At 41.9% G+C, this 23,602-nt stretch carries 20 protein-coding genes, 1 tRNA gene and 1 pseudogene; 10 read left to right on the forward strand and 12 right to left on the reverse strand.

The features are described from left to right. Positions 1-93 precede the first annotated feature (93 nt). Positions 94-1,752 (reverse strand): alpha-amylase family glycosyl hydrolase, encoded by a 1,659-nt coding sequence (locus tag V7K48_RS22070; protein WP_335075340.1) that lies wholly within the window; start codon positions 1,750-1,752, stop codon positions 94-96. A gap of 355 nt (positions 1,753-2,107) precedes the next feature. After that, positions 2,108-2,485: pseudogene (locus V7K48_RS22075) on the reverse strand (DUF1823 family protein). A 422-nt stretch (positions 2,486-2,907) separates the two neighbouring features. Here V7K48_RS22075 and V7K48_RS22080 point away from each other — a divergent pair. Beyond that, the gene (locus V7K48_RS22080; RefSeq protein ID WP_335075343.1) at positions 2,908-3,210 is read left to right on the forward strand and encodes an acylphosphatase; all 303 of its coding nucleotides are present in this window, start codon (positions 2,908-2,910) and stop codon (positions 3,208-3,210) included. Between the two features lie 414 nt (positions 3,211-3,624). Here V7K48_RS22080 and V7K48_RS22085 read toward each other — a convergent pair whose 3' ends face one another. Then, positions 3,625-3,852: a hypothetical protein gene (locus V7K48_RS22085; RefSeq protein ID WP_335075345.1), complete on the reverse strand. Its 228-nt coding sequence runs from the start codon at positions 3,850-3,852 to the stop codon at positions 3,625-3,627. An 883-nt stretch (positions 3,853-4,735) separates the two neighbouring features. On the opposite strand from V7K48_RS22085, the gene V7K48_RS22090 reads away from it, so the two are divergent. Further along, positions 4,736-5,290 (forward strand): peptidoglycan-binding domain-containing protein, encoded by a 555-nt coding sequence (locus V7K48_RS22090; protein WP_335075347.1) that lies wholly within the window; start codon positions 4,736-4,738, stop codon positions 5,288-5,290. A 547-nt stretch (positions 5,291-5,837) separates the two neighbouring features. Here V7K48_RS22090 and V7K48_RS22095 read toward each other — a convergent pair. From V7K48_RS22095 to V7K48_RS22120, 6 genes are all read right to left on the reverse strand, one after another. Continuing rightward, positions 5,838-8,258, reverse strand: a complete 2,421-nt coding sequence (locus tag V7K48_RS22095; RefSeq protein WP_335075349.1) for a sucrose synthase — start codon at positions 8,256-8,258, stop codon at positions 5,838-5,840. Positions 8,259-8,656: 398 nt separating this feature from the next. Continuing rightward, entirely contained in the window at positions 8,657-10,672 is a 2,016-nt protein-coding gene (locus tag V7K48_RS22100; RefSeq protein ID WP_442949457.1) for an ATP-binding protein, read from the reverse strand. A gap of 99 nt (positions 10,673-10,771) precedes the next feature. Next, entirely contained in the window at positions 10,772-11,074 is a 303-nt protein-coding gene (locus V7K48_RS22105) for a PAS domain-containing protein (RefSeq protein ID WP_335075351.1), read from the reverse strand. 13 nt (positions 11,075-11,087) lie between these two features. Beyond that, positions 11,088-12,734, reverse strand: coding sequence for a response regulator (locus V7K48_RS22110; protein WP_335075353.1), 1,647 nt, complete (start codon positions 12,732-12,734; stop codon positions 11,088-11,090). A 12-nt stretch (positions 12,735-12,746) separates the two neighbouring features. Next, positions 12,747-13,025 carry a helix-turn-helix domain-containing protein gene (locus V7K48_RS22115; protein ID WP_335075355.1) on the reverse strand — a complete coding sequence of 93 codons (279 nt, stop codon included), beginning with the start codon at positions 13,023-13,025 and terminating at the stop codon, positions 12,747-12,749. Positions 13,026-13,427: 402 nt separating this feature from the next. Beyond that, a tRNA-His gene (locus V7K48_RS22120) sits at positions 13,428-13,500 on the reverse strand. A gap of 127 nt (positions 13,501-13,627) precedes the next feature. On the opposite strand from V7K48_RS22120, the gene V7K48_RS22125 reads away from it, so the two are divergent. From V7K48_RS22125 to cobA (V7K48_RS22135), 3 genes are all read left to right on the forward strand, one after another. Further along, positions 13,628-14,011: a DUF4359 domain-containing protein gene (locus tag V7K48_RS22125; protein ID WP_335075357.1), complete on the forward strand. Its 384-nt coding sequence runs from the start codon at positions 13,628-13,630 to the stop codon at positions 14,009-14,011. 358 nt (positions 14,012-14,369) lie between these two features. Further along, the gene (locus tag V7K48_RS22130; RefSeq protein ID WP_335075405.1) at positions 14,370-15,137 is read left to right on the forward strand and encodes a sirohydrochlorin chelatase; all 768 of its coding nucleotides are present in this window, start codon (positions 14,370-14,372) and stop codon (positions 15,135-15,137) included. Next, a complete protein-coding gene (gene cobA / locus V7K48_RS22135; protein WP_335075359.1) occupies positions 15,134-15,913 on the forward strand; it encodes a uroporphyrinogen-III C-methyltransferase in 780 nt (259 codons plus the stop codon). The genes V7K48_RS22130 and cobA (V7K48_RS22135) overlap by 4 nt, the downstream gene beginning before the upstream one ends. Before the next feature lie 76 nt (positions 15,914-15,989). On the opposite strand, the gene V7K48_RS22140 is transcribed toward cobA (V7K48_RS22135), so the two are convergent. After that, complete coding sequence (locus tag V7K48_RS22140) at positions 15,990-16,610, reverse strand: hypothetical protein (protein ID WP_335075361.1); 621 nt, start codon at positions 16,608-16,610, stop codon at positions 15,990-15,992. A gap of 298 nt (positions 16,611-16,908) precedes the next feature. On the opposite strand from V7K48_RS22140, the gene V7K48_RS22145 reads away from it, so the two are divergent. From V7K48_RS22145 to V7K48_RS22155, 3 genes are all read left to right on the forward strand, one after another. Next, entirely contained in the window at positions 16,909-17,865 is a 957-nt protein-coding gene (locus tag V7K48_RS22145) for a homogentisate phytyltransferase (protein WP_335075363.1), read from the forward strand. Between the two features lie 3 nt (positions 17,866-17,868). Next, positions 17,869-18,342 (forward strand): tetratricopeptide repeat protein, encoded by a 474-nt coding sequence (locus tag V7K48_RS22150; RefSeq protein ID WP_335075365.1) that lies wholly within the window; start codon positions 17,869-17,871, stop codon positions 18,340-18,342. Positions 18,343-18,845: 503 nt separating this feature from the next. Continuing rightward, positions 18,846-20,075 carry a tetratricopeptide repeat protein gene (locus V7K48_RS22155; RefSeq protein ID WP_335075367.1) on the forward strand — a complete coding sequence of 410 codons (1,230 nt, stop codon included), beginning with the start codon at positions 18,846-18,848 and terminating at the stop codon, positions 20,073-20,075. Positions 20,076-20,364: 289 nt separating this feature from the next. Here V7K48_RS22155 and V7K48_RS22160 read toward each other — a convergent pair whose 3' ends face one another. Then, on the reverse strand, positions 20,365-20,709 hold the full coding sequence (locus tag V7K48_RS22160) for an EthD domain-containing protein (RefSeq protein WP_334722466.1): 345 nt from the start codon (positions 20,707-20,709) through the stop codon (positions 20,365-20,367). Between the two features lie 123 nt (positions 20,710-20,832). Then, on the reverse strand, positions 20,833-20,991 hold the full coding sequence (locus tag V7K48_RS22165; protein WP_335075370.1) for a hypothetical protein: 159 nt from the start codon (positions 20,989-20,991) through the stop codon (positions 20,833-20,835). 94 nt (positions 20,992-21,085) lie between these two features. On the opposite strand from V7K48_RS22165, the gene cobA (V7K48_RS22170) reads away from it, so the two are divergent. After that, positions 21,086-22,705: a uroporphyrinogen-III C-methyltransferase gene (cobA, locus tag V7K48_RS22170; protein ID WP_335075372.1), complete on the forward strand. Its 1,620-nt coding sequence runs from the start codon at positions 21,086-21,088 to the stop codon at positions 22,703-22,705. A 184-nt stretch (positions 22,706-22,889) separates the two neighbouring features. Beyond that, entirely contained in the window at positions 22,890-23,486 is a 597-nt protein-coding gene (coaE, locus tag V7K48_RS22175; protein ID WP_335075374.1) for a dephospho-CoA kinase, read from the forward strand. Positions 23,487-23,602 lie beyond the last annotated feature (116 nt).

Raw genomic sequence — 23,602 nt, forward strand, 5'->3', positions numbered from 1 at the left:
GACTGTATGTGAGTAAGATAATAACTGAAAAAGGGGAAATACTTTCCCCTTTTCTTTGCTATTGGACTACTGACTCAGCGGTAGTGTATATCATTACTGCCATACAAACACTTTGGCTTCGTATGGCCCCAAATCAGCTATGATGCCATCGTCATCAGCTTCGACATCATAATTGGCTGTCCACTCGTGCCATGTACCACTGCTTGCTAAGTTAGGAACATGATAGTCACCTAGAAAGTTTTCTGAAAAATTAGCTACCACGACTACACGAGAACCTTCATCATTCCAACGGCTATAAGCTAGTACTTTTGCTTCTGGATTTTCATGGATAAAATCAATATTTTCTGTGTAGAGGGCATGATTATTTTTACGCAGGTTGGTTAAGCCTTTGTAAAATTCAAATAAACCACGATTTAAATCATTACCTAACAGCGTCCAATCAATTTTGGCTGATTCAGGTTGTTGAGGTTTGTACTCGCCAAATTCCTCTCCCATCCAAATCAAAGGTACACCAACAGCAGTCATCAGGATGGCTACTCCTAATTTAGCCCGCCTAAAGGCTTCTTCAGCAAAAATTTCACGGTTTCCCAATTCAACCATGACATGGTTATGGTCGTGGTTGGTGAGGTAATTTACGACATTGGTGGCACCCAAGAAGCCTTGGCGCTTGCAGTCAATGACATCTTTGAGACGCTCTAAATCAAATGTATCACCGCAGATATGTTCTAAAATGCAGTGATAGAAACTGTCATGCCAGCAACCATCCATTGGCCCATCTACATTGGTAATGCTGGGAGTTTCAGGAATGTGTTCGGCAACGTTGTAAAAAGGCTTCATGCTAGCAGTTTTTTTGGCTTCCTGAACAATCCAGTGCATGAAATCGTAGTTAGCAATTTGCCGTGCTGCATCATAGCGAATACCATCAAGATGATATTCCCCAATCCAAAAACGGATTGTCTCACCAATAAATTTCCACGCAGGATGAATATCTAATTTTTCGTCATAATGTTCATAATTAAACTCAGGGCCCCAGTTATTATCAGGGTCACGGGGAGAGTGATGATACCAATAATCGTGGTCAATTTGTGTTAAAGGAGCAGATGATTCTGAGTGGTTATAAATACCGTCAAGAATTACACGAATACCTTTGGCATGACACTCATCAATCAATTTTTTTAACTCAGCAGTTGAACCATAACTAGATTCTGTTGCAAAGAAGTGGCGGGGATTATAACCCCAACTATAATCACCAGGATATTCTTTAAGTGGCATCAACTCAATAGCATTGATTCCTAGTTCACATAGATAATCTAACTTTTCAACAACGTGTTTATACTTGCCTCGTGCATAAGGATCATCCTCGCCACCAGAAAAGTCACCGACATGCAATTCATAAATTACCAATTCATAGTCAGCAGGTAAAGGTTTATCATCATGTTGCCAAATATAGGTATCAGTAATCCTTTTGCCATCTTTGACCCGAATAACACCATCATCTTTTCCACTTTGTTCATCTATATCAGTTGCATAAGGGTCTGTGACATCAACCCACTGTTCTGGTTCAAAAAACCATGAATTTGACTGGACACGAAATTTATATTTATAAACGTCGTCTTCTAGTTCAACACTTATACGAAAATAACCATCATCACCTTTTTCCATTGGAATTTCTTGCCAATCAGAAAAAGAACCAATTAATGCGGCTCCTTTGTTGTAAGGTGCAAATAAATTAAATTCAATTGGCTTTGCCATAAAAGTGTTTGTAATATCAAGGGTTGATAGAAATATTCTCTGATGCTCAATTAAATTTGCAAATCGCTCTAGAGAAATAATTAGATAAGGAGTGCTTCTATCTTCAGGAATAATTTATAAATGTTTTATAAAAATAACTGTATTTTTTTGATATTTGACTGTTTATAGTATTTGTTGATTAACAAAAATCAAGATTTACTGTGAAGCGTATTTTGCCATTAATACTAATAAAATGAAAATATAATTGCATCAGATAGCAAATTTAGCAAATAAATTAATAGATTTTCATTTACTTCTAATACAGCAGATATTCGGTAAAAATAAGATATTTTTTGCCAAATATCTACTGATAAGATTACTCTATTTTGCCGTTAGTTTGTTGCAGATAACTTAACAACCAATTTGCCGCCGTCGCCCTGCGAGTTTGCCGAGGCCCGAATTCACCAATTTTGTAACCTTTGAAGCCCAATTTTTCTTTTAGCATTTGTTTATTTTCAGCCGGAATGGAACGAGTCAACTTGACTGTTGCAGGGCGAGATTCAATGAAATCTGGTGGTTGTGGATACTCATCCTGCCATTCTGGTGCAACTAGGCTAGTGTCCCATTGTGCAGTTGAAGAATCATAGCGATAGCCTAAATAATGCCATAGCAACTAGTTGACTGTGACATCATCAAGTTTATCGTCAAGAATTGCCCAAATTGTTTCTGGATTGAGTGGTAGCAGATTAGACATAAATAATTCAAAAGTCCAAGTTGAAAAACTGATTACTGATTAATTAAATTCACAACAATTAGTAGGTAGTAAAAAATACTTTATCACTACCCTGCTACATTCTCAAAGATAGGAATAATTTTATTTTTTTGTACATCTGCGGGAAGATTTATCTGCCACAAGCATTAGACAAACTACTAAAGTGACCCTAAATAAGGAGATTCGCCAACTCATGAAAAACATTATGAGAATAGAGGTCTGCTCAGAAATATAGTTGGTGGCAAGCAGAAACGACATGATCAAGAGTGGGATAATTGCGATCGCCAGTACAGACATCACAGTGACGATGACGAAGACCAGGATTAATTTTGCGAGTTGGAGTTAAAAACAGGTTGTGTATACACAAACTAGGTAGACTGGGATCGTAAAGATTAGACCAGTCTATGCAGAATTCCACAGCACTGCCAAAAATTATCCGCGCCCATGTATTCATTTCTGGCCGAGTTCAAGGAGTGGGCTATCGTTACGCCACTGTGGATACAGCTAGCCAGTTGGGATTAACTGGTTGGGTGCGGAATCTCCCCGATAGTCGAGTAGAGGCAGTCTTTGAAGGGGCGCGAGAGGTTGTAGATGAAATGGTTCGCTGGTGTTACTCTGGCCCACCTGCTGCTGTGGTTAAAGATATTGTGATTGAGTATGAAGTACCGGAAGGGTTGCGAAGATTTGAAGTTAAGCGGATTGAGTAAGGATATTATTGCTCTTCCATCACTAATTTTTTCACGCAATTAAATCGGATTGCTATAGTACTAAAAGGCGATCACTCAGAGTCGCGCCAAAAAATTGTACCAGTGACTTTTGGTCTCGGATTTTAAAAAAGTAGCGATCGCACAAAAGTTTGGATTATATCCTCAACAAAAAAGCTGAAACGTAATAAACAAATATAGGTAAATTTCATAACTTTGAAAGTAATAAAAGCTGAAATTAAGAACGAGCAAACAATGATTTAGCTTGATTGAGGTTATGACTGCTAATTATGCTTTGAAAAAGTTAGATTTTGTCTTACCAGTTGTTGAGGTTTATCTGGTAAAATAAATGAATCCTCAATTACTAAATTTGTCTCATAAATAAGTTATAAAGCTAATAAGTCATCAAGTTCAAAATCAATCTTGGTTTAAACCACAACCCAAACATCGCATACAAACAAAGAAAGCTGCTAAAACTGAGATTATCTCAAATAGCAATTGAAATGACAAAGGAGCTAGAGCAAATCCCCAAACTAGAGAAATTGTCCCAGCTAACATAGCTGCAATGTGATGAATTTCGTCTTTAGTCCTCAAAGCTAAGAAAAAAATCCCTAAACCAATTAATAATAAGACTAAGCTACTCATAAAGATTTTTATTACTTAGAAGCTGAAAGTAAACTATGCAAAGCTGCAATCCTGACGAAAATCGCAAATGCCAATTATATAAAATTTAACATATAAAGATTTTACAGCCTAGTACATCACAGCATAAATAAACATACCATACCCTCCGGTAAGCCGCTCTGCGTCTACAAATGGCGCAAGATCAAGGAATACAATTCTTTTGACTTTTGACTTTTGACTTTTGACTTTTGACTTTTGACTTTTGACTTTTGACTTATGTGCAGCGGTATGTATCTTACAAGATAAGCTGAAAAACATCTAATTTGCATATAAGCGAATTAAACATAACTATTGTGTGGTGGGCAACATGAGCGCCCTGATTATGCTTTGGTTTTTGTGGAACAGCCCAACAGTGATTGATAAAAATTTTATAACCCACTCTCAGGGAGGACAAATTGTTTGGAATTAAGAGTTTATCATTATTGCTAAATGTTGCATTAATCAATACTTAAAAAAAGTGACTCTATAAATTCAGTAATATTTTTGCTGGCAGTAGAAACAAGAGAAAAGCAGCATCAGTATACAAGCCTGATCCAAAGATAACTAAACAAATTTGTTTGATGGTATTCCCATATGATCATATAGTATGTTATTGTCTAAACCGTTGATTTAGATACTATATCTTACAAGTTGATGGCTTGATTAAAGATAAAAAAAGCACCAAGCTAATGATATTAGTCTGATTAGATGGAATTTAGATGGAATAGGAGGTGAGCAAATATGATCATGACAATATTATCTGAAAAAATTAGTACATAACTTTTTTATTTAGTCAGTATGCACTATGCCGCACAGCAGCAATGTTGTTGGTTAAAAAATATTGCTTGAAGTAAAATGAACTACAATGACTGAAATTGGCCTGATGATGACGGGCGTGTTAACAGTAAGACAAGTATCTAGGCCCAATTTGCCACAGCAGCAATTATTTCAGATGGAAAATGACGTAAACCAGTCAAAACAGAGTCAGTTATCTCTAACTGCTCAAGTCACACCACCTGAATTTATGCAGACAGATGGGGTTTCTCAGGCTTCTCCCTGTGCGATTGCAGTAGACAAAGAACACATACTTAAGAAAATCAGCAAAAATAATCAGTTTCTAGCTTCTTCTAACTTAGGTGAGTCTAAAAAGTATTCTCAGTCTGGAGGTAAAGTCCGTACAAAGGCTACAGGACGGTTCCAAAAGTTTAGTAGCCAACCGATGCCAATTCTGTATTTCGGTAGCTCTGGTGTTGCTGTCAGAGCCTTACAACAGCTGTTAGTGTCTAACGGTTATGCTGTTAAAGTGGATGGTATTTTTGGGGCACTGACAGAGACTGCTGTCAAAGCCTTTCAAAATCAGCGGAATTTAGGAGTGGATGGAGTAGTTGGTCAACGAACTTGGCGGGTGTTGACAAATTAGTTAGGAGTTGGGAGTTATGAATTAGGAGTTATGAAACTTCGTATTATTCATAATTCCTGATTCATTTGTAAAAATATAAGAAAAAATCACTTTTGTAAATTAGTAATAATGCTGAAAATGCTCATTCTTAACTCTTAATTATTAACTGATTAAGCTGATCCAATACGCTTGGGTTGAACGAATGCGAACAGCGTCCCATAGGGAAATGAAACCTAACAAATCACGAAAAATGTAGGGTTTTGTTCCTCAAACGCCACTTGCTTTAAGTCAGGAAACCGCAAGGGTGCAGTGGCTCCCCAACCTACGCTGGTTTTGGTTTTTGGCTTTAACCCAAGCGTATTGTAAGCTGAACTACATCTAATTTTCCATAACGTTCTAAGCCAGCCAAAGGTTCCAGCCCAGAAATGATGCAAGGTAAATGTCAATACGCTTGGGTTAAGTGTGAAATCCTTTGTAGAGACGTTGCATTGCAACATCTCTACATATCAAAAATCCTTAACCTAAGCGTATTGAGTTAAATATGGAGTAGCTTATCCTTTCTAACTTATTATCGGTACTTGTGCTGCTCTAATAGCTGTTGCGCTCTTGGCTTGTAAATTAAATAGAACAAAGCTTCAATATAGCGCAACAAATCTTCCCGGTTTTCCTTAGATGTAAAGTTCCAGAAGCCATAAATCCGTGCTAATGATAACAACTTGGTAGTGTGAATTTTCCAAGTGTAACTGCTGAAAACTCGGTCAATTCCTCGCTGCGAAATTTCATCCCAAGAGTTAGGATTATGTTCACATTTAGTGATAAAATCCACAATTTTTGCAGATGTCTCATCTAAATTCGTTGGGTTAATGTAAAAGCCATTAACCTTATCTTGAATAATCTCCAATGGACCACCGAACTGTGTGGCAAAAGTCGGTAATCCTGAAACCATCGACTCTAAAATTGTCAAACCAAAAGCTTCAAATAAAGCTGGTTGCACAAAAATTCCCTGATGATCGGCAATCACTCGGTAAATTTCACCAGAATCAGGTTTGGAAAGGCGCACACCCAGCCAACGAATCTTCCCGTGAAGATTGTACTGGTCAATTATTTGGTAGAGTTTGATAATTTCGTCACGTTCTTCGTTGTCGCCTGATTCCTCTACACGTAACTTACCTGCCACCAAAATTAAGTTGCAATGCTCCTGCAATTCTTTACTTTTACCAAAGCATTCAGCTAAACCTGTGAGGTTTTTGATCTGGTCAAGACGCGCCATTGAGAAGAGAGGACGCTTGTTAGGATCGTCGAGTTTGCCAAAGATTTGCGCGGGGTCTTCCAGAGTAAAGAGTGTTTCTGCAAGGCGTTGGCGATCGCTCTCCACTCGGTCTTGAGTCTGCGAGTAGGGGAAATAGTAATTTTTGTTGACTCCAGGCGGTACGACATTAAATTTGGGACTAAATAATTCAATCCCATTGGTCACATGATACAACTCCGGCATAGTGAAGCATTTATAAGACTCGTACTGTCCCACACTATCCGGTGTGCCGACAATTTCTTGGTAGGTACTACTGATCACAAAATTGGCAGCATTCATCGCAATCAAATCAGCTGTGAATTGTAAGGAAAAATGATATTTATCCTCTAAATCTTGCCAGTAAAGGTTACTGAATAAATATTTAGATTTTTCCAAAGCATGGGCAACATTGCATTGGGTAACTTTCAACCGTCGCGCCAGTAAAAATGCCACTAAATTCCCATCAGAATAATTACCAACTATTAAGTCAGGTGTGCCGTGAAATTCTGCCCGCAGTTCTCTTTCTGAGTCAATAGCGTAGGTTTCTAGATAAGGCCAAAACTCAAACCGGGAAATCCAGTTTTGAGTCATGTTAGGATTAAATTCCCGTAAAGGGACTCGCAAAATCCAGGCGTTTTCAGTACCGAGGACTTTTTCCAGTCGTTGATTACACAGGGTGCCATCACTATTGGGAATCAAGCGGGTGAGAATAATCACCTTTGGCTGGACATTCAATCCCTCTAAACCTGCAAGCAGGACATCTTCTTGTAGCTGCTTCTCTAGGCTCTTTGCCTGGTCAAGAACGTAAACTACCTGACCGCCGGTATCGGGACGCCCCAAAACGCCCTCTTGCCCAAACCAACCGTGAACTGACACCAAGACGATTTTAAAAATCATCGGAACACGAGAAATTAAGGCTTCTAGGGTCTGGGGATCAGCAGAATCAATCAATTCATCGAGAATATTTAAAGTTTCCTGCACTCGCGCTGCGGTGTTACCCCAACCTGGCTCAAAACCCATTGTTTGCAATTGGAATCGGAATTGTTCGTAGGGTTCATCATTGGGGCGATCGCTAACAAAAGTTATGGCTTTTTTAACTTGCTGGGAAAGTTGCTGCTGTGATTGAATGCGATCGTTAATCAGCAGTTGAACACCGTTGTATTGGTGCAGGCGCAAGAAATTAAATAAGCTATCCAGCAATTCTTTGGAGTCTTGAAATAGTTGGCTGGAAAGGTAGCGGTTGAGGAATTGCACCCCCTTACCAATATTTTTGGGGTCGCGGATTGTTGGAGAGTAGTCATAAAACGGGCCGAAGTCCAATTCTAGTAGGCCGCCCTCGTTAGGATGAAATTTGTTCACCAAGCGATCGCGCACATCCAACAAATCTTGCACCGTCATCGGCTCAATGCTCAAGTCTGATGTCAACCAATAAACTTCTTGGCTGGCAATCTTAGAACGGATGATCAAACAGAAGTTTGAGTCCTCCTGAATAATCTCCTGAGTATAGTAAATAAGTTTGCCTAACTCAGAGGATGTGTAAAATGCCTCAGATTTCTGGGACTTTGAGCAATACTCACTATATACATTGAGTATATCGTTCCGCAGCAAGTACTTTTTTTCTTGTTGGCGTAATTCACTAAGAAAGGAACGCAAATCACTTTTTTCTTCACTATCTAAGACTGCTTGAAGCAATTTAGACATGGCAACTCCATTAGATGACGATGTTTGCATTGTTGACTTTCAAGGCGAGACAAGTAATACCATTTTGGATTTTAGATTTTAGATAATGGAATTGGGAATAGCCTTCTAGGTTTGGCTTGTGTAAATCCATCTGTCACAATCATTTTTTAAATTGGTATAAGTCTCCACCTTTTGTTAGACCACATATAAATACGAAATAACACAGATAAATTAGATTTATCTGTGTCTTTATAAGTATCAAATTTTCAGATGGTACTTAAATTAGGTTCTACTTTACTAAAAGTATCTATGACTCAGTATTTTTGGCTCTAACTAAAGGAATACAATTTTTATTTTTTTGATAGTTGTCAGCAGCAGCAATTTGTTTATCTGCCATAATTTTACCCACCAATATTCGACTAAGGGAATAGCATACAAGTCCGCATTTCGACGACGATCGCCACCAAAACCTCTGGATCAATGGGTTTGGTGACGTGACGTTGAAATCCGGCTGCGATCGCTTGCTGCTGATCGAGTTCTCCGGCATAAGCTGTTAAGGCAATAGCAGGAATTTGTCCCCCTTGTTCAAGCCCAAGGGCACGAATTTGTCGCATCAGCATGTAGCCATCCATCTCTGGCATCCCAATGTCACTGATGATTATGTTGGGAATGGATTGAGCGATCGCTTGCAGTGCATCAGTCCCAGATGCAACAGCAGTAATGATCGCCCCATGTTGCTCTAGAACAAAAGCGATGAACTCCTGCGAGTCAGTTTGATCATCGACGACTAAAATGTGAATACCACTCAAATCACTATCTTTAACGGGTGATTGATCTAAGGTTGGTGCTTCAGTTAACTGAGGCGTAAGCGGAATTTGAACAGTAAATGTTGCTCCTAGCCCAACACCTGGACTGACTACTGTGACCGTTCCACCGTGCATTTCCACAATTTGGCGGACGATCGCCAGTCCCAACCCTAGCCCACCAAATTTGCGCGTGGTTGCGCCATCTTCTTGCCGGAAATGCTCAAACACGTAGGGCAGAAAGTCGGCACGAATCCCTTTTCCAGTATCGGTGATTTGAATTTGGGCATGATTTTCAGCTTGAGATAGCGCAATCGTGACTTGCCCCCCAATAGGAGTAAACTTAATCGCATTCGACAAAAGATTCCACACGACCTGCTGCAATCTCCCTGCATCCCCAACCACCACTCCCAGAACGGGTGAAACGGTCGGATGAATTTGGATTAATTTAGCTTCTGCAGCTAACCGAACCGTTGCCAGCGCGGCGCAGATTACTGCACTGAGGTCTATGGGTGAGGCTGATAAGCTCATTTTGCCGCTCAGAATCCGAGAAATGTCTAACAAGTCATCAATCAATTGCACCTGGATCTGGGCGTTGCGCTCAATCGTGGCGATCGCAATATTCGTTTTTTCAGCATTAAGCTTTCCCCCCTGCAACAATTTTGACCATCCCAGAATTGGATTCAGGGGAGTACGCAATTCATGGGAAAGAACCGCTAGAAACTCATCTTTAATGCGATTAGTTTGATCTAACGCTTCAGCTCGTGCCTGTAGCTCTGCAAGCAGGCGCGATCGCTCTAAGGCAGCCGCAACTTGATTGGCAACCGTTTGCATTAGGTCGAGTTCGTCGCTCTTAAAGTAATCGCGTTGACGAGTTCCCAGTCCAAGGGTGCCTAAAACGCGATCGCCTACAATCAGCGGATGACTAGCATAAGCTCTGATACCGATTAACTGAAGTGAAACAGCAAGTGGATCAGTCGTTGAGAGCGCATTTTCAACGATAGCTGGCTGGCGATGTTGCACTATATAACCACCCACCCCCTGCCCTAACTCCAAAAATTTAGCAGATAAAGCAACGTCTTCTGAGATGCCTCCATGAGTATGTAGCTGAAGGCGTTGCTGGTCTTCTTGAAACAAGTAATTGAAGTAAACTTCAAGTCCTAAATAAGTCGAAACCTTTTCAAACAAACTGGCTAAAAACACCTTAGGATCTTCGTTGAGCAAGAGATCGTTGGCGACTTCTGAAAGCAGCTTCAGCCGTTCGTTGCTGGCTTTCACAGTCGCTTCGATTTGCTTGCGATCAGTGATGTCTCGCGTCACACCTGCCACCGCTTCTACCATGCCATTTAGTCCCAAAAGCGGGACGAAAATGTATTCATAGGCACGCATGCCAAATGTGCTCGTGTACGGCGTTTCATCTTTGAGCGGTTGGTGTGTCTCAATGACTTGCTGAATCTGTTTTTGGAGTGTAGTTGCTAAATCGGTTGGATAATCCAGGTCAAAAAAGTTTTTGCCCAGTGCTTCAGCCGAAGTTTTTTGCAAAAGGTCGAGCAACGGCTGATTGACGTAAGTAAACCGTCCTGACTTTTCACGGTAAGTCCTCAAACCACGAAACAGCGTGGCTTTTTCCACAGTCTAATTCTCAATAACTCTAAGTTAATGAAAATAGGTAACGTAAAAGTTAGGGTTTGAGAAACCCTCAAAATAACCTTTTCCACATCCCGTGAAAAGTCAGGTAAACCGTCCAGACAGATCGAATGTGTAAATAAAATCGGGTACGGAAGAGGCGATCGCGTCGAACTTTCGCAGTTGTCGTTCGAGTTCGGTGGAAATCTGTCGCCAAGCGGATTCAGCTTGTTTGCGTTCAGTGATGTCTGCCAGTGCCCCAGGAAAAGCAATCGGTCTGCCATCAGCAGTATATTCAACTCGACCGCGTGCGGCAAGCCATCGCTCCTCTCCTGCCTCAGTATAAACACGGTATTCACTAATAAAATCTTTACCAGTTTCAATCGCCTGGTTAATTGCAGCAACCACTTGTGGGCGGTCTTCATCGTGATATTGCCTGTATAAACACTTCAATCGGTAAGCCGATCGCTGCCTTCAAAGGGTCAACGCCAAACAAGTGAGCAAAGGCTGCATTCACGATCACTAGATTATCGGCAATCTTCCACCGCCATGTGTAAATAGCTCCTGCCGCTAAAGCAGACTCCCATTGCACATGGGCTTCCCGTAAGTCAACTTCGGCTTGTTTGCGATTGGTAATATCGAGTGATATCCCGACCATCCGCTCAGGATTACCCGCCTCGTCGTAAATCGGATGCCCCCGAACGATTACCCAGTGAGTGCTGCCATCGTCCCAAACAGTCCGGTACTCCACATCGTAATTGCTGCGGTTGGTAATCGAGTCTTGAATTGCCGCCTGTACCCAAGTCCGATCCTCTGGATGAATCCGCTCCATCAGAACTTGGTGCGAGAAATCAGCCTCAATGGGTAGACCATAGTTCACTTTGCACTGGTCAGAAGTAGACAGAAGGTTTGTTTGAAGATCAAATTGCCAGGAGCCGAGTTTGCTGCTCTTAAGGGCGAGTTTAAGCTGCTGTTCACTGGCTTGCAGTGCTTGAGCCGCTTGTTTGCGGATCTCTGCCAGTTTTAAGGTTGACTCAACACGAGTTAGTAGTTCACGAGCCGAAAACGGTTTGATTAAATAATCATCGGCTTCGGCTGCCAATCCTGACACACATGACTCTTCGCCCGCCTGCGCTGACAGCAAAATCACGGGCAATTCGCTGGTTTGGGGGTCAGCCCGCAGTTGACGCAGCAACTCAAACCCATCCAGCCCCGGCATGATCAGATCACTAAGAATCAAATCCGGGCGCTGTGCTTGGATCGCAGCCAGAGCCGCAGTTCCATCGGCGACTGCCTCAACCTCATACCGTTGACTCAACAATCGCCGCAGATAATCGCGCATGTCGGTGTTGTCATCTGCCAGCAAAATTCGGGCGGATAAGGCAGATGGCTTGATTGGTGAAGGCGAACTCCAGTTTGAAGCGATCGCTTTACTAGAATCAGATGATCTGCTAACATGGTCTTCGATCGGACTCAACATCAGCGTTAAAGGCGTGCGAAACTCATCCGAGATATTGCCAAGTTCTGACAGTGCCTGATTCGCTGCTTGCAGTTGTTCGTTGACCTGCTTTAACTCCTGCGCTCTGAGGTAGATTTCCATCTCCATCTGCTCGATGCGAGTCTGGAGTGATTGATTTAGCAGAGGCTGCTCATTTCGCTGCTGCTGTACCTGCACAAACTCGGTGACATCTTCGGCTCGATGAATAATGTATGTCATCTCACCGTTTTCATCAAAGACTGGCGAGTTGGTTAGCGTCCAGTACCGCTCCTCAAAACCACCGCCTTCTAATTGGGGGCGGCGAATGTCATACTTCTGTAGTGCGATCGTGTGAGGCTGGCGATGCTTCAGCACGCTTAACAACGAGGCACGTAAATTCTGAACACCGTTCGCATTTGGATCATCAGGATTGTCTGGAAAAACCTCAAACAAAAAATGACCAACGACCTCTTCTCGTTTTGTCTTCATTGCCCAGAAGTAAGCATCACTTCCTCCGAGAATCACAAAGTCGAGTGAGTAGACAATATATAATCCCGGTATTGATTCAAATAAGGTTTGAAAATTCAGCATCCGTTCCCCTGATCACGCTTCGCCAAAGTAATCGAGCAGTAGAGATTGAGCACCAGTTCGATAGGCTTCAATGGGTGAATCCTCCATCTCATGAAGCTTGGCTTTAATTTGCTTGATTGCCAGAGGTAGCGGTTTAGCTCGATTATTTTCCCAACGGTTGATCGTCACCAGCGTTACCCCAACCTCAGCCGCAAATTGCTCCTGTGTAAGTCCTAGCAATTGCCTTAGCTGACGAACCAGCGTCTGAGCCTCAACCTGACGACTGCTTGAGAAGTTTGGTCTACCTGCCATAATCGATTCCCTTTCGATTAAAGAGTGATAAGTCATATGACCCATTCTCTATTAAAAGCCGCAGATGTTCATTTAATCAGCATCAAATCTTTTATAAGTAGAACTTACACAGACTCTACGACTTCTTCTCCTAGAGAAAGCGCCTTGGTGAAGCAGTTCGATTTTAGGGGTTTCCCCCATGAGGAACTGCACCAAGTCCAAGGGCAGTTCCATAAATTAAGCTTAAGAGCAATTTTTGTATAAGTCCTAATAAGATAAGCTAAAGAATTATCGGGGGCTTGTAATTCTTCCAAGTCTATAAAGCTATAGATGACAGATTATTGTTAAAGTGATGGTTATAAGTGTTCACACCATATAATCCACCTTTTACAGGAGTATAAGTATCAATATGAAATTATCTAGGGCGAACGATGGGAATTGAACCCACGAATGGTGGTACCACAAACCACTGCCTTAACCACTTGGCTACGCTCGCCATTCAACAATTTGAATTATAGCAATTATTTGGCAAGCGATCAAGAGTTTTTGTTCAAGGAACGGACTGAGTTGATTTAGAGTCTCTGAAATCTAAGGATTACAATGAATTATTTTACTTGGCAAACATGAAACCCTTAACCATCATTGCATATACTGGAGCAGCAGCAGGACTCGCCGCCTTGGGTGTGACAATGGCGAAGACCAATCCCAGTCAGGTTGAATATGAAGAATATGCAGTGCAACGGTTGACAAACTACTTAAAAACCGATGTATGCAAAAAAACTACGAATATTATAGAAAATTTAATCCATTTTAATTGTAATAAGTTGGTTGACTCGGCTAACCCGCAAATGCAAGAAATTATTGCCAGGACTACAGAAAGACAAAATTACATTATTTTTAGCATTTACCGTACAGATTTAAAAATAAATTCTTGGATACCTTCATACAAATTTGAAACAGTGGGAGCTTTTGAGCAATTTTATACTTACACTGCCGAAGAACAATAAGGCAGGGGGCAGGGGGCAGGGGGCAGGGGGCAGTGGGCAGGGGGCAGAGGAGAAGACCCCATACATAAATGTAGGGCTGCTGAAACAAGGAGGCATTATTTCTCGTGCTAAGACTCCGAAACATATGTTTTTACTTCATTCCATAAATAAATTTAGTTGCTCTTAAACCCTTGATTGCTGGGGAATCCTAAATCCTTCCCCTTACTTATTGCTCGCGGCTCAAGAGCCTATTCAGTGATTTAGGATTGCTATATTTAATAATTGATAATAGTTTCAATAATCACCAGAGTACTTATTACCACCAGCTTAATATTAAGTAAGATATGAGAATTAGTAACTGAGAGTTCAAGCTTTGCCGATGTCATCTGCCTATCTGCTAGTATCTCACGGAAGTCGCGATCCCCGCCCAGAAATTGCTATGCAGCAACTAGCAAAGCTGCTATGTAACAAATTGCCAAAAAACCACAACCCATCAGATTGCGAACATCTGGTAGGCATAGCTGCTTTGGAAATGAGTTCTCAGGCTTTACACAAGCAGATTCAACAATTTGCCAAGAGCGCTTTTTACGATGCCTACGGCGGGCTACGCCTACGCCCAGTGTCTCAAAACGATAATCGCCTCAAAATTGTACCGCTCTTTCTGCTGCCGGGAGTGCATGTAATGACAGATATTCCCGCCGAAGTAGCACTAGCACAACGGGCTACTGGTGAAGATATGATGATTGAATTGCAACCATATTTAGGCTCTCATCCCAATTTAGAAAAATTACTGGCCAAGCAAATAGCTGTAATAAAAGCAGAAGCATGGATTCTATTAGCTCATGGTAGCCGTCGCCCAGGTTCTCAAGAAACTGTGGAAGCAATGGCGGCTAGTTTAGGAGCAGTGGGTGCTTATTGGGCTGTACCTCCTAGTTTAGAATCACGAGTCAAAGACCTGGTAGCTGCTGGTTATCAGGAAATTGCAATTTTGCCATACTTTTTATTCGCTGGTGGAATAACCGATGCGATCGCCGCCTCAATAGAGGAGCTAAAATTACAATTTTCTGCGGTGAATTTCCAATTGGCAGAGCCACTGGGAGCAAGTGCAGAATTAGCCGAGCTAATTTGGGATTTAACAGATAGATGAACCGCACAGAAAAACAGGAGAACAAGTATTTGGGAAAGGTTTATTTAGTCGGTGCGGGGCCAGGAGATCCAGGACTAATAACTCTGAAGGCTAAAGGTTTATTGGAATGTGCAGATGTAGTTATTTATGATGCCTTAGTGAGTCCGGCAATTCTGGCAATGATTAATCCCCAAGCAGAGCAAATTAATGCTGGTAAACGTGCGGGGAGACATTCGTTGTTCCAGTCAGAAACAACTCAATTACTGATTGATAAAGCGGAGGATAATGCAATTGTGGTGCGGCTAAAGGGTGGCGATCCGTTTATTTTTGGTCGTGGTGGCGAAGAGATGGCAGAATTAGTCAAAGCGGGAATATCAACGGAAGTTGTGCCAGGGATCACATCGGGGATTGCAGCAGCAGCCTATGCAGGTATCCCTTTGACTCATCGGCTATATAGTTCCTCCGTAACATTTGTGACTGGTCACGAGGCGACGGGTAAGTATAGACCGATAGTGAATTGGAGGGCGATCGCTCACGGTTCCGAAACGATTGTAATTTATATGGGAATTCACAATCTGCCTTATATTGTGGAACAATTAATTGCAGCTGGGTTGAGCTTAGAAACGCCCATTGCTTTAGTGCGCTGGGGTACGCGGCCAGAACAAGAAGAATTAATTGGTACTTTAGAGACAATTGTCAAACAGGTAGAGCAAACTGAATTTAGTGCGCCTGCGATCGCAGTCATTGGACAAGTAGTAAATATGCACAGTATTTTGTCTACTTGTCGTCCAGTTTGATGGTTAGTACAAAAAAATAAAAATTAGAAGTGTAGAGAAAGCTGTTTAGATGGCGGGGGTTTGGTTTCCAGTGTCTTTAAGTTTCTCGAATCCACAATGCCAATCCTCCTCCACGACCGCGAGCTGCAATGATATCTTCGGTCACTAAAAAGAAGCCAAAAAAAGGTAGTTTAGCTATGGGCTGGTTGTAGAAATCTTCTGTTTTAACTTTACCAAAACGGATTGGTCTGTTGTAAACAACACGACCAAACAGACTGATAAGCATGTGGTTAAAGTCAAACGCCAATAAATTTTTCTTACTTAAATATTGCACTGGGCCTGTCAATTTCAGCAAAAGTGGGCCATACTCAACCTGATTAATAATTTCACCTCTGCCTGAATCCTGTTCCAAAATCGTATTAAAGGAAGCATGGATTGTTATAAACTTGGGTACATAAAAACCCTTGCCTAATACAATTCCCCCGCGCTCTCTGACTTTATTAGTGCCAGTCACAAAGCAAAGTTGCCATTTACCTAAAAGAGACTCAAACGGATAAGTCAACCGTTGCTGCTTGGCAGATTTTTCTGCTTGTAGCAACGCATTCACTAATATTTCAGCACTAGGGCGTGTGCCTCTCTGGCCTCGATACGTACCCGCAGCATGGGATAGCACAGTCACAAACTCAAATGTCGCTGTAGATGTCAAATCAGCTGTCATGAAGGCACTATGGATTTAACTATTTCTTTACTTTTCTGATAGATTGTACCGTCATCAGGAGTGGGGAAAAAATATTTTTATGGTTGGTTGTGAGATTTTATCGGGATTGAGTGTCTTGCATGAGCTAGATTGATTCTCTTGTAGGGTGAGCTGCGCCAACCGTGGTAGCCGCCACTCATCCTGCCTCCCCGATGAAAATACAGTGCGTTTAGACCTTTGGCTCTTGTTAATGACCAAATTCTGTGACAATGGTTAACAATGATTAACAATAAGCCAGAATACTGAATCTAAGCTACTCATGAGTCAGAGTTATCAAAACAGCCCTTTGCCAGGTAAACCCGTTCAATCATATTTCCATTGGTTATACGCTTTCTGGAAATTTTCTCGCCCTCACACAATTATTGGTACAAGTCTGAGTGTGTTGGGTTTGTATTTAATTGCCATTGCTGTTTCCTCGACTGGATTTTCTGGTATTCCACTTAGTCGGGTTTTGGGTGCGTGGATTGCTTGTCTGTGTGGCAATGTCTACATTGTGGGATTGAATCAATTAGAAGATGTTGATATTGACAAAATTAATAAGCCTCATTTACCGTTGGCATCAGGTGAGTTTTCTCGGCAGACGGGGCAATTAATTGTCGCTTTAACTGGGATTCTGGCGCTAGTTATGGCGTGGCTAACTGGGCCATTCTTATTGGGGATGGTGGCGATTAGTTTGGCCATTGGTACTGCTTATTCTTTACCGCCAATTCGCTTGAAACAGTTTCCATTTTGGGCAGCGCTATGTATTTTTTCAGTACGCGGCACGATTGTTAATTTAGGATTGTATTTGCACTATAGTTGGGTGCTGAAACAAAGCCAAGGAATTCCGCCTGTGGTGTGGGTGCTGACGTTATTTATCTTGGTGTTTACATTTGCGATCGCTATCTTTAAAGATATACCAGATATGGAAGGCGATCGCCTCTATAATATCTCTACTTTTACTATCCAACTTGGTTCGCAAACTGTGTTTAATCTTGCTCTTTGGGTGATAACTGTCTGCTATTTGGGGATAATTCTAGTTGGTCTACTACATGTTGCCTCAGTTAACCCCATATTTCTGATAATTGCCCATTTAGCGCTGCTAGTTTGGATGTGGTTGCGGAGTTTGGCAGTAGACTTACAAGATAGAAGTGCGATCACTCAATTCTACCAATTTATCTGGAAACTCTTTTTTATGGAATATCTGATTTTTCCTATCGCCTGTCTTTTGGCTTAGACAATGCTAGAAACCTTTCCCACTAGTTCTATTATCGCTGCTGTTGTAGTTGTTCTGAGTTTGTCAATACTTGGCTATTTTGCTTGGAAAACTTTGATTACCTCAGACTTGTTTCAAAAAGGAATCAATCTTGCTCAAGCAAAAGATTACCAAGGCGCAGAAGCAGCATTTCGCAGAGTGATTTCCCTCAACTCTACTAATGATGTGGTGCGCTTGTTTTTGGGAGATGTTTTAAACCAGCAAGGTCAAGTGGAAGAAGCAACAGAATTATTTCGGGAAGTGATTCGCCGCAGTCCGAAAAATCCTGATGCTTACTTGCGTCTGGCAAATATTCTCATGCAGCAAGAGCAAGAAGAGGAAGCCAAAACTAACCTGCTACAAGCTAAAGATTTATTACAAAAACAGCGTCAACCTGAAAAAGCTAAAAAAATCACTCAATTGTTAGATAAAATGAGTGCTAAGTCAAGTGAATCTTAAGTTGAGTGAAAATGGCGGAGATTAAATTTTCCTGTTCCGTCTCCTAATGTTTTTACCATTCTTATCATCATAGTAAGAATGGTTTTTATTTTGGAATTTACCAGTGTCAGCCGTAATTATGCCCGCAATTTTCGCAAGTTTGACCACTCTCTTTTGCTAGAAACGATGACCAGCAAAAAGTATTAAAAGCTGAGTTTCAAATACATTTATCCAAGCATCTTAACCCAGAAGAATTAATCGCAGCCATTGCTCAACTTATCGAAACAAAAGTGTGAGCAATTAACTAAAAAACGACTTTTTACTCCTAATTAGGACTTACGCACACTCTATGAATTCTCGGCGCATCATATGAGAGTACACTTGTATCAAGTTAGGTTAATCACTTATAATTCCAGCTAGAACCCCGCCAAAGCTACGCTTTTGCTTCTGTAAGAGCAAGCGGGGTGGGGCTAAGGTGTTTTTATGATGTATTACATGTAAACCAAGCAGATAAGGTAATAAAAATGCTGAAAAACAAGAATCTACTGGTAGCAGCTATTATCTGCTTGTGTTTGAGTAATGGGAATACTGCCTTTGGTAAAGATGTTGGCATTGTTTTATCAAAAATTCCAGACTCAGATCAAGCAGCAGTTTCTGAGAACAAAAACGCAGTCGCTAACTTCGAGCAAGGAACCAATCTCTACAAACAAGGAGATTTAAAAGGAGCAGAGGCGGCTTTTCGGAAAGCAATTGAACTGGAACCGAACTTTGCACAAGCTTATATTGCGTTAGCAAATACTCTCGACGATCAAGGTAAACCCCAAGAAGCGATCGCTCTTTACAAAAAAGCCATTAGCCTCGATCCTAAAGACTCTAGAGCATACTTTAATTTGGGTTTGACTTTAGCAAGACTGAATCAGTTAGAAGCTGCGATCGCTCAATATAAGAAAACCCTCAGCCTTGAACCCAAGTATGCTGATGCTCACTATAACTTAGGAAATGCTCTGTACGCTCAAGGCAAGCTAACAGAAGCAGTCACTGAATATACGGTAGCCATTCGCTTCAAACCAGATTATGCACCCACTTACGCGCGTCTGGGAAATGCTCTGTACGATCAAGGTGAACTAGCAGAAGCAGTTATCCAGTACGAAAAATCCATTAGCTTTGATCCCAACTATGCAGACGCTCACTATTACTTAGGCAACGCCTTGTACGCTCAAGGAAAGCCAGTAGAAGCAGTCGCCGAATATACAGCAGCCATTGGCCTTGAACCGAAAAATCCAGCAGGTTATAATGCCTTGGGAAACGCTTTGTATGCTCAAGGCAAACTAAAAGAAGCGATCGCACATTACAAAAAAGCCATTAGCTTCGCTCCCAACTATGCAGACGCTCACTATAATTTAGCAAGCGCTTTTTACGCTCAAGGCAAGCTAACAGAAGCAATCGCCAACTATACCGAAGCGATTCGCCTTGATCCCAAACACGCAAAAGCTTACACGGGTTTGGCAAATGCGATGGATGATCAAGGCAAACCACAAGAAGCGATCGCACATTACAAAAAAGCCATTAGTCTCATACCCAACGATGCATTGACTTACTATAATTTGGGAATCACTTTGGGAAGGCAACAACAGCTAAAAGAAGCAATCGTTAATCTTAAAAAAGCTAGAGAGTTATTCAAAGCTGAGGAAAACAAAGAGATGGTTGAGCAAGTTGATCAGCTAATCCAAAAAATTAATACCCAAACGAATTGAATAAAGGGGATTGGACACTTGTACTGAGCGTTGCCGTAAAGCCTGCGCCATAGCTACGCCCTAAGCGCCAGCCTCTCCTTGGTGCAGCCTCTCGTAGAGAAGAGTTGTATTGGGCATGGTGAAAGAAGCAGGGGAGTTCTGAATCTCATTAATGAGTATTGAAGACTCGTTAACGGAGTTCTGAACCTCATTAATGCCTTGCAGATGATTGCGAGCCAGTTGCAGTTAATCTGAGTCAGAAATTGACATGATTGCAAGCCTGGGTATTTATGTTTGCAAGCCGCAACACTTATGGCTTGACAATGTTTTCCGTTGAAACTACGAAGTCGCAGGAATGCAAGTCGAGAAGAGATTCCTCGTCTGGACGAATACGCTCCATATACTCTGGGTCGGAGAAGCAGCGTGCAAGTGACTCCACATCGTCGAACCACAGTTCAGTGATGCCATCATACTTCATTGGGGGCATACCCGGAAGTTCAGCGTCAATCCGGTGCTGCTGAATGTAGCGGCGCACCGTGTCCTTTACTACCGGAATCGACATAAACAGGTTGGCATGGACGGATTTATGATACTCGACGAATTGCTCCTGTGACAGTGCCGGATTGCGGGTTAGCAGAATGATGAACTTGATCATGGTTGTTTCCTGTACTGGGTCAAGGGTTTACAAATGCATTCGGGTGATTGTTACCCCCCGGATACATCCGCTGTAACTGAGTGCAGAGTTACAATTCTGGCTATGGGATAAGTGGACTGTACCTCAAAAGCGACGCCGATAGCGTTCGCGCAGCGTCTCGTAGAGAAGCATTAGCAAGTATTCGTTCGCGCAGCGTCTCGTAGAGAGCGTCATAGCCCGCCACAGGCATCGCCGTTCAGAAAAAACTTTTTGGTTTACCGTTAACGGAGTTTTAAGCCTCATTAATGAGTATCAAAGACTCATTAAACTATATCGTTACACCAAGTTGTATTCTAAAACATATCTCTTCTGCCCCAATGCCCAATCACAAATGACAATGACTCAAGAAAGGGGCAAAGTTTACCTCGTAGGTGCTGGGCCTGGAGATGTGGCATACCTGACGGTAAAAGCTTACAATCTCTTAGCTGCTGCTCAGGTTTTAATCTACGATGCCCTGGTAGATGCTCAATTATTGCAGTGCGTACCGCCTGATTGCTTGAAGTTGGATGTCGGCAAACGTGGTGGGAAACCCAGTACAACCCAAGCTGAGATTAACAAGTTACTGGTAAAGCATTGCCAGCAAGGAAAACAAGTTGTCCGGCTCAAATCAGGCGATCCGTTGATTTTTGGGCGTTGTACTTCCGAAATTGAGGCTTTGAAAGCATCTGGTTGTGATTTTGAACTAGTACCAGGAATTTCCTCAGCTCTTGCAGCACCTTTGTTGGCAGGAATTCCCCTCACAGATCCGGTGTTGAGTCGCACTTTTGCAGTATTTACAGCTCATGAACCAGAGGTTTTAGACTGGGAAGCACTCTCACGCTTAGAGACACTGGTAATTTTGATGGGAGGGCAACATCTGCCAGAGATTTTAGATCAATTGGTGCGAAACGGGCGATCGCACTTAACACCCATTGCCATCATCCGTTGGGCAGGAACTCCTGATCAACAAATTTGGATAGCGCAACTGGGCAATATTTTAGAACAAACCAGCGAATTATCCCTTTCTCCAGCGGTTATTGTGATTGGCGAAGTTGTTGGGCTACGCAAGTACTTACAACCTGAGAATATATATTTAGACGAAATTATCAGGCAGCAGCCTGGAGAAAGGCACGAGAGTACTCCCATACCCCAACCTATGTTAAGTAACTTCCCCCCCTCATCTCCTCTTCCCCTGACTGGCAAAACAATCCTGGTGACACGTTCAGTGGGACAGTCGAGTCAATTTAGCGATCGCCTCATCGCATCAGGTGCAACAGTCATCGAAATGCCTACCTTAGAAATCGGCCCGCCCTCCAGTTGGGAAGCTTTGGATAATGCGATCGCTCATTTATCTGACTTTGACTGGTTAATTTTCAGTTCTACTAATGGCATAGACTACTTTTTTGAAAGGCTAATCGCCCAAGGTAAAGATACCCGTGCTTTAGCAGGCGTCAAAATTGCCGTTGTTGGCGAGAAAACAGCCCATAGTCTCAAACAACACTCTATCCAAGCAGATTTTATTCCCCCCAACTTTGTTGCCGATTCTTTAGTAGAAAATTTCCCAGATAAACTGGATGGTAAAAAGGTTTTATTTCCCAGAGTTGAAAGCGGCGGAAGAGAAGTTTTGGTTAAGGAATTAACTACCAAGGGAGCAAAGGTGATAGAAGTTGCCGCATATCAATCTTGTTGTCCTAGTGGTATTCCACCTGTAGCAGAGTTAGCTCTCCAAAACCGCAAGGTAAATGTAATTACCTTTGCCAGTTCTAAAACTGTACAATTTTTCTGTCAACTTACTAACAAGATATTTTCCAACAACTCTGATGCTAGTCAATTCTTAGAAGGAGTTTGTATTGCCTCTATCGGCCCCCAAACCTCCAAAACTTGTCATGCTTTATTCGGACGTGTAGATGTAGAAGCCCAAGAATATACTTTAGATGGTTTAACCCAAGCACTGATAACATGGGCGACAAATTCTTAGATAAGGGAGCAGGGAGCTTTCTAGTAGAGGGGAAAGAGGTAATTTTAATTCTCCCCCTTGCCCCCAGCAAGAACTGCCTCTCTGCCTCTTGTACCCAATGCCCAATACAACTCTTCTCTATGAGAGGCTGCGCCAAGGAGAGGCTACGCCAACAACGCCGCTCAGTACAAGTGCCCAATACCCAATGAATAAACGTATAATCGGCTTAACCGGAGGTATTGCCACAGGCAAAACCACTGTTACCAATTATTTAGCTAGTGCTTATAATCTGCCGATTTTAGATGCAGATATTTATGCTAGAGAAGCAGTATCTTTAGGTTCGCCTATTCTTGGTGCGATCGCTCAACGTTATGGCAAACAAATTTTACTACCAGATGGCAGCCTCAACCGCCAAAAGCTAGGCGAAATTATCTTTAATCGTCAAGATGAACGCAACTGGATAGAGGATTTGATTCATCCTGATGTGCGCGATCGCTTCCTCAAAGCAATAGCCCAGTCTACCTCACAAACACTGGTGTTAGTAGTGCCTCTATTATTTGAAGCTGGGATGACTGATTTGGTTACAGAAATCTGGGTAGTGTGTTGTTCTCAGGAGCAACAACTACAAAGATTAATACAACGAAACCATTTAAATAGAGAACAGGCACAAGCCCGGATCAACAGCCAATTATCTATCGAAGAAAAATTGGCTCATGCAGATATCGTTTTAGATAACTCTTCCACCCTAGAAGTACTACTGAGGCATATAGATGAGGCTCTAAAAACCACAAGTAGGTACTAAATCCTATTTATCTTAAAAAAGATACATAGACGAAATTCTCAAGACATAAAATGTTTACAAATAAATATTATCTAGTTAAGTAAAAAATATTTATATCTGACCAAAACTTATCTAAT

The organism is Nostoc sp. (assembly GCF_036919615.1).
GTDB lineage: Bacteria > Cyanobacteriota > Cyanobacteriia > Cyanobacteriales > Nostocaceae > Nostoc.

Bases quoted from the DNA above. Each gene is read 5' to 3' on its own strand.
- V7K48_RS22080 (WP_335075343.1), top strand. From the start codon at position 2,908: ATGCAGAATTCCACAGCACTGCCAAAAATTATCCGCGCCCATGTATTC.
- V7K48_RS22085 (WP_335075345.1), bottom strand. From the start codon at position 3,852: ATGAGTAGCTTAGTCTTATTATTAATTGGTTTAGGGATTTTTTTCTTA.
- cobA (WP_335075359.1), top strand. From the start codon at position 15,134: ATGAACCGCACAGAAAAACAGGAGAACAAGTATTTGGGAAAGGTTTAT.
- V7K48_RS22155 (WP_335075367.1), top strand. From the start codon at position 18,846: ATGCTGAAAAACAAGAATCTACTGGTAGCAGCTATTATCTGCTTGTGT.
- coaE (WP_335075374.1), top strand. From the start codon at position 22,890: ATGAATAAACGTATAATCGGCTTAACCGGAGGTATTGCCACAGGCAAA.
- cobA (WP_335075372.1), top strand. From the start codon at position 21,086: ATGACTCAAGAAAGGGGCAAAGTTTACCTCGTAGGTGCTGGGCCTGGA.
- V7K48_RS22095 (WP_335075349.1), bottom strand. From the start codon at position 8,258: ATGTCTAAATTGCTTCAAGCAGTCTTAGATAGTGAAGAAAAAAGTGAT.
- V7K48_RS22110 (WP_335075353.1), bottom strand. From the start codon at position 12,734: ATGCTGAATTTTCAAACCTTATTTGAATCAATACCGGGATTATATATT.
- V7K48_RS22115 (WP_335075355.1), bottom strand. From the start codon at position 13,025: ATGGCAGGTAGACCAAACTTCTCAAGCAGTCGTCAGGTTGAGGCTCAG.
- V7K48_RS22165 (WP_335075370.1), bottom strand. From the start codon at position 20,991: ATGAGGCTTAAAACTCCGTTAACGGTAAACCAAAAAGTTTTTTCTGAA.
- V7K48_RS22145 (WP_335075363.1), top strand. From the start codon at position 16,909: ATGAGTCAGAGTTATCAAAACAGCCCTTTGCCAGGTAAACCCGTTCAA.
- V7K48_RS22140 (WP_335075361.1), bottom strand. From the start codon at position 16,610: ATGACAGCTGATTTGACATCTACAGCGACATTTGAGTTTGTGACTGTG.
- V7K48_RS22070 (WP_335075340.1), bottom strand. From the start codon at position 1,752: ATGGCAAAGCCAATTGAATTTAATTTATTTGCACCTTACAACAAAGGA.
- V7K48_RS22130 (WP_335075405.1), top strand. From the start codon at position 14,370: ATGTCATCTGCCTATCTGCTAGTATCTCACGGAAGTCGCGATCCCCGC.
- V7K48_RS22150 (WP_335075365.1), top strand. From the start codon at position 17,869: ATGCTAGAAACCTTTCCCACTAGTTCTATTATCGCTGCTGTTGTAGTT.
- V7K48_RS22090 (WP_335075347.1), top strand. From the start codon at position 4,736: ATGACTGAAATTGGCCTGATGATGACGGGCGTGTTAACAGTAAGACAA.
- V7K48_RS22125 (WP_335075357.1), top strand. From the start codon at position 13,628: ATGAAACCCTTAACCATCATTGCATATACTGGAGCAGCAGCAGGACTC.
- V7K48_RS22160 (WP_334722466.1), bottom strand. From the start codon at position 20,709: ATGATCAAGTTCATCATTCTGCTAACCCGCAATCCGGCACTGTCACAG.